Source organism: Pseudomaricurvus sp., assembly GCF_965662505.1.
GTDB lineage: Bacteria > Pseudomonadota > Gammaproteobacteria > Pseudomonadales > Cellvibrionaceae > Pseudomaricurvus.
This window is the reverse complement of sequence record NZ_CBFIHX010000167.1, coordinates 1-5,974: the sequence shown is the minus strand read 5'-3', so window position 1 is coordinate 5,974 and position 5,974 is coordinate 1. Positions and strand designations below refer to the sequence as shown.

Here is a 5,974-nt window from a genome sequence, read left to right as displayed (position 1 = left end):
TGGCGTATTTCGAAGGAGAGTTGACCACCTTTGATTTGCCACTGGCTCCCATTGGCACGGAATTCCAACAACGAGTGTGGCGAGCGCTGGCCAAAGTGCCTTTCGGGACAACCATCACCTACGGAGAGATGGCAACACAACTGGATCAGCCATCGGCCTCGCGCGCGGTAGGCATGGCCAACGGTCGAAATCCGCTGTCCATTGTATTGCCCTGTCATCGGGTCGTGGGCACCAGCCGAAAACTGACAGGCTATCGCGGAGGACTGCCCATCAAAACGTTTTTATTAAACCTTGAAGGCTTACGCATTGATGAGCGGGGAACACTTAGTATTTAGAGTCTGTTGGCCTAGTGTCTGTTGAGATAGAGTCTGTTGACGTCGCACCTGTTGACGTCGTACCTATTGACGTCGTACCTATTGACACAGCCCGGCTGCGCTCCGCCGGTACAAACAACTGTTTCAGCATGTACTCTTTGAAATCTTCCGCGTAAGGCTGTTCCGCTAATGCCTTCTCCATACACAGCAACCAGGCATCCCGCTCGGCCACACCAATGGGCAAATGGGCATGGGCTCGAGGAATCGCAATAGGGCCGTATTTTTCACGATAGAGCTTGGGACCACCTAACCAACCACTCAGAAAGCGCGCCAGCTTTTCTTTCGATTCCGTCAGATCGTCGCGATGCATCTCACGAATGGTTTTCGCCTCAGGTAATGTATCCATATAAAAGTAGAAACGTTCCGACAGCTTCTGCAAGCCTTCGTATTGCCCTGCCGCCTGAAAAGACGTATCACCGTCGCCATATTGTCGCTGCTCTGTCACTGCTGAAATCTCCCCTGTAAATACACAATACCAGTTTACGCCAATTGCATAGCTGCCACCTATCATTGCGAAAGGAAAAACCCATTTCACCGTAGTCCGCTCAGTCGGTAATCTTTATTGCAACTCACACCAAGGACATCTTATAAGGAGGTCTTATGAAAACGCTCTTCAGAATCATGAATAACGCCATCGACGACAATGCCAACATCCCGCCTCAGTCCAATCCCTGTGGTGACAAACCGTGCAACTACGCCGATAACTACTACGGTGATCAGGCCTGTATTCTCAAGCACAAGGCATGACTGTACAGATCTGCCAGTCCCCCTCCGTAAACCGAACGGGATTGGCAGATAAAACCACCTGCAAAATCGTGACTATCTACGGGGTATCATTGTCCCTCGGCTACCGTGATAATAAGGCTCATTAAAAAATTCACAGACCTTTAAGAGCCTTCTATTTTGCTGACTCCTGTAACCACCTTTGCACTCATTGCCGTCGCCGGCTTCGCATGCCAGTGGCTAGCCTGGCGCGCCCGACTGCCCGCCATTTTATTTTTGCTGCTGTCAGGGGTTCTGCTTGGCCCAGTCATGAACGTGGTCAAACCCGATGAGTTGCTTGATGAACTGTTGTTTCCATTTATCTCGCTGTCGGTGGCCATCATTCTTTTTGAAGGCAGCCTGACACTCAAGTTTCGCCAACTCAAAGACATCGGTCCTGTTGTCCGCAATATGGTGACCTACGGTGCCCTGATCAACGCCACTATTACCACCGTTGCCGTGCACTATCTGATTGGCCTTAGCTGGCAATTGTCAGCCCTGTTTGGTGCCATCATGGTGGTGACAGGCCCCACGGTCATCGTCCCGCTGCTGCGCACCATGAAGCCCAATGCCCGTATTGCCAACGCCTTGCGCTGGGAAGGCATTGTGATCGACCCGCTCGGCGCATTATTTGCCGTTCTGGTGTTTGAATGGATTCGCGTACAGCACGGACAGGGCGACTGGCTCGATGCCACCTGGATCTTTGTGCAAACCATTGCCGTGGGCAACGTGCTCGGGGCAATGGCAGGCTACCTGTTTGGTCTGCTACTGCGTCATCGATGGCTGCCGGAATACCTGCAAAGCTTTGCAGCTCTGGCCACCGTGACCGGTGTGTTTGCGATCTCCGAAAGTCTGCGTCACGAATCTGGCCTGCTCACGGTCACGATTATGGGCATCTGGCTTGCTAACATGCGTGATGTGCACACGGAAGAGATTATCGACTTTAAGGAAAACCTCACGCTGGTACTGGTTTCCAGTTTGTTTATTGTTCTTGCAGCGCGTATTAACTTTGACGATGTAAAACTACTGGGCTGGGGCAGTCTCGGTGTACTGGCCGTGATGCAGCTGCTAAGCCGTCCCATCAAAGTCTTTTTCAGCAGCATTGGATCGGTATTCACCTTTAGGGAAAAACTGCTGCTGTCCTGGGTTGGGCCGCGCGGCATTGTTGCTGCTGCCGTTACCGCACTGTTTGCTCTGAAACTGGAACAAATGGGTTATGAAGAAGCCTACCTGCTGGTTCCTCTCGCGTTCACCGTTATTATGGGAACCGTTATTATTCAGAGCATGACGGCACGTCCGCTGGCTCGCATACTGGGCGTAGCCGAACCAGACTCCCGCGGCTACCTGATTATGGGCGCCAATCCGGTTGCTCGCGCCATCGCCAAAGCGCTGCGTACGGCAAAATATCGCGTCATCTTGTCCGATACCTACTGGGACAATATCTCCAGCGCCCGTATGGAAGACCTTCCGACCTTTTATGGCAGCCTGCTGTCAGACCACGCTGACAAACATCTGGATCTGGTGGGCATGGGCGGCTTTCTTGGGCTTTCTCATCACGCCGAGCGCAACCACCTCGGAGTCATGAAATTTCAGAACGAATTCCCCAAGGTCAAAGTGCTGAGCCTCGCCTCGACCAACGACAGCGCCAACAGCAAGCGCGCCACCAGTGACAAACACCGCGGACAGGTTCTGTTCGGCGAGGACGTGACGTTCAGCAAGCTCGCCAGCCTGATTGCCAAGGGCGCACAAATCAAAAGTACACCACTGACAGAGAGCTTTACCTTTGATGACTGGCGCAATTACGAAGGCAACGCCTACAGCATTCCATTATTTACCGTCGACCCTAAAGGCAGCCTGCTCTGGTTTACGGCCAAGACTCAACTGGAGCCCAAAAGCCAGTGGCATTTATTCAGTTTGGTGCCGGTGGAAGGCCAGCAGCTCAACGAGGAACTTCCGGAAACCGTCGGTGACATTAACGCCTGACAGGGAATCAGAAGCCAGGTGCGAATCTTTGACTATACTTGCGGCGTACGTCCGGCTGGCGGCATAGATGTTGTCCGCTCGTAATCAACAGATGAAAAGGAAGATCTTATGCACATTAAGCAACTGGGTACTGCGCTGCTAGTGGTTGTCTGCGGGCTGTCAGGCTCGGCCATCGCGCAATCCGACACTGACCCTCTGCCCTCATGGAACGACGGCTCAACCAAAACCGCAATCACCCGTTTTGTTACCAATGCCACCCAGGCTGGCTCTTCTGGTTTCATACCCGTGGAAAAGCGCATAGCGACCTTTGATAATGATGGCACCCTCTGGGCCGAACAACCCCTGTACTTTCAAGCCATCTTCGCCATAGACCGGGTTAACGCCATGGCCAAAGATCATCCTGAATGGAAAGACGAAGAGCCATTCAAAAGCGCCATCAGCGGAGACATTCCCGGGTTGATGGCTACCGGCATGGAAGGCCTGGCAAAGATCATCGCTGTAAGCCACGCCGATATGACCGCCGATGAGTTCTCCAACTCAGTACAAGAGTGGCTTTCTAGCGCCAAGCACCCCGCGACCGGAATGCCATTCTCGCAGATGGTGTATCAACCCATGCTGGAGCTGCTTGATTACATGCGCGCCAATGACTTCAAAACCTATATCGTCTCAGGCGGCGGGATAGACTTTATGAGAGTCTTTACCGAAGAGATTTACGGCATTCCTCCGGAGCAAGTCGTCGGCTCCACCATTGACGCAAAATTTGAGCTGCGCGATGGAATCCCCACGATCGTCAAGACTCCCAAGTTAGTTCTTAACGATGACAAGGCCGGAAAGCCCGTGGGCATTTATCGTCATATTGGACGCAGACCCGTGTTCGCCGCTGGCAACTCCGATGGCGATCTGCAAATGCTGCAATACACCACCATACCCCGCGGCGACGAAGACAAAACAGCGCGCTTTGGTCTGTATGTCCACCACACCGATGACAAACGCGAATGGGCCTATGATCGCGAATCGCACATCGGCAAGTTGGATAAAGGGCTGGAAGAAGCCAAACAGCGGGGCTGGACTGTTATCGATATGAAAAAGGACTGGCGTACAATTTACCCAGACAGTGCCGCAAACGACTGAGTGCTCAGGGCTGGGGTTGGAGGACGGGGTCGGAGTACAGGCCCCAGAAATAACCGAACCTCACCGCGGATCAAAACACACAAGTCACGACACAGGAAGAGCTGGGCAGAACCTTTTGCCGACAAGGTGCGTCCCATGCTGGACGCCTGGGACCAAGGCGGCAAAGACGGCATCGTCTATGTCGCTCCGACGGACATCAACGGCTACTTCGCGGTAGCCCGCACCGTCAGTTCACAACCCATGACCGGCGACCCTGAAGTGGATACAGCACGCAGTACCCACCAGCGGATTCCAGTCTCCGAACAGGAACTGGAAAACCTGCGCAAATGCACCTACCTGAGCATGGGCACATTTGTGATACCGGGCTCCGATATGGTGGTGATCGTGATGTACATTCCTCTGTATGTGCGAGGCAGACACTGGGGCGTTCTCAGTGCCGGCGTTCATCCTGCGGCCCTGGGGATTGGTTAAAACTGAAAACCATCAATGTCCCGGCTTCGGGACATCCGCAACCGTTACGTTCTGCTCATCCAGAATTGACTGAGCCCAGGAGCGATCATCCTGATCAGCTTCGATACCATCCTGCTTCCTGCCTTTAATCGGCGTAAACACCAGGTTTGCCAACAGCGGGAAATGATCGGAGCCGATGGTAGGCAAGCGTTCTATCGACGACACAGAAAAGTGTTCAGTGTGAAACAAATGATCGAGAGGCCATCGGCAAAACGGGTAATCGGCATGGAAGGTATTGAACATCCCACGCCCAATGCGTGGATCCAGCATTCCACTGAGCTTTCGGAAAAGACGCGTGGTTGGCGACCAGGCCACGTCGTTCAAATCGCCGGTCAGGATCATCGGCTGATCACTGTCGGCAATACTGCGGGCCACCATCACCAACTCGGCATCGCGCTCTGAAGATTCCGGATTCTCCGTTGGACTCGGGGGCGCGGGATGCAGGAAATGTATGCGCACGCTGTCACCGCTGCGCAACGTCATCTGTGCATGCATGGAGGGTACGTTATCCTCCACCAGAAACGCCGTCTCGGCATCTTCCAGCGGTAGACGTGAATACACATGCATACCGTAAAGATTGTCTAACGGACATTTCATGGTGTAAGGCATGGAATCTTCCAGTACATCCAGCTGGTCCTGCCACCACTGATCAGATTCCAGCGTCACCAGCACGTCCGGCTGATGCTGTTTGACCAGACTTAGCAGAGCCTCCGAGTTACGATTCGGCGTCAGCACATTCGAGGTCATGATGCTTAACTGACGCTCTGACTGACCGCTCTGTGCCGTGCGAACCTCTCTCGTCCAGAATCGAGTGTAGGGCAGAATCCACCACAGCTGATAACTTAAGCAGAGCGTCACAACCGCAATCCAGCCCCAGCTTGTGGCCTGTTCCAAATCCAGCCACACACACTGCGCCATCAACAGCAATGCCGCGAAAACCGCAAACTGCAGGCGCGGAAAATCCAGTCCGCGAATCATCCAGTGAGCACTTCGGGATAATGGCAACAATGTGACCATAGCAATCAGTAGGGTTGCCAGATAAATCATCCACATAAACACACATCCCTCAGCTGAGTGATCAACACCCCTGCCGCGACAGGTTCATCAACGGCTTTCACAGACTGGCTGTAAGGGAAATCAATAAACAAGAATCCAACTTACTTGTCGCCCCGTCCCATAAAACGGCGCTCTTCCACATTAATTTTGATTTTATC

7 protein-coding genes are annotated in these 5,974 nt (G+C 53.2%); 5 read left to right on the top strand and 2 right to left on the bottom strand.

Annotated features, from left to right (window positions below; genetic code table 11):
* Positions 1 to 335: methylated-DNA--[protein]-cysteine S-methyltransferase (locus ACTG33_RS15740; protein ID WP_439136175.1), on the top strand; the 335-nt coding region annotated here is incomplete at its 5' end.
* On the opposite strand, the gene ACTG33_RS15735 is transcribed toward ACTG33_RS15740, so the two are convergent.
* Positions 325 to 819 carry a group II truncated hemoglobin gene (locus tag ACTG33_RS15735; protein ID WP_439136174.1) on the bottom strand — a complete coding sequence of 165 codons (495 nt, stop codon included), beginning with the start codon at positions 817 to 819 and terminating at the stop codon, positions 325 to 327. The genes ACTG33_RS15740 and ACTG33_RS15735 overlap by 11 nt on opposite strands.
* Positions 820 to 974: 155 nt before the next feature.
* Here ACTG33_RS15735 and ACTG33_RS15730 point away from each other — a divergent pair, with 155 nt between their 5' ends.
* The 4 genes from ACTG33_RS15730 (at position 975) to ACTG33_RS15715 (ending at position 4,721) form a co-directional block, all read left to right on the top strand.
* Complete coding sequence (locus ACTG33_RS15730) at positions 975 to 1,121, top strand: hypothetical protein (protein WP_439136173.1); 147 nt, start codon at positions 975 to 977, stop codon at positions 1,119 to 1,121.
* A gap of 156 nt (positions 1,122 to 1,277) precedes the next feature.
* The gene (locus tag ACTG33_RS15725; RefSeq protein WP_439136172.1) at positions 1,278 to 3,119 is read left to right on the top strand and encodes a cation:proton antiporter; all 1,842 of its coding nucleotides are present in this window, start codon (positions 1,278 to 1,280) and stop codon (positions 3,117 to 3,119) included.
* A 108-nt stretch (positions 3,120 to 3,227) separates the two neighbouring features.
* Positions 3,228 to 4,250, top strand: a complete 1,023-nt coding sequence (locus ACTG33_RS15720) for an HAD family hydrolase (RefSeq protein WP_439136171.1) — start codon at positions 3,228 to 3,230, stop codon at positions 4,248 to 4,250.
* Between the two features lie 135 nt (positions 4,251 to 4,385).
* Positions 4,386 to 4,721: a hypothetical protein gene (locus ACTG33_RS15715; RefSeq protein ID WP_439136170.1), complete on the top strand. Its 336-nt coding sequence runs from the start codon at positions 4,386 to 4,388 to the stop codon at positions 4,719 to 4,721.
* A 12-nt stretch (positions 4,722 to 4,733) separates the two neighbouring features.
* Here the strand turns inward: ACTG33_RS15715 and ACTG33_RS15710 are convergent, their stop codons facing one another.
* Positions 4,734 to 5,813 (bottom strand): endonuclease/exonuclease/phosphatase family protein, encoded by a 1,080-nt coding sequence (locus ACTG33_RS15710; RefSeq protein WP_439136169.1) that lies wholly within the window; start codon positions 5,811 to 5,813, stop codon positions 4,734 to 4,736.
* Positions 5,814 to 5,974: the final 161 nt, after the last annotated feature.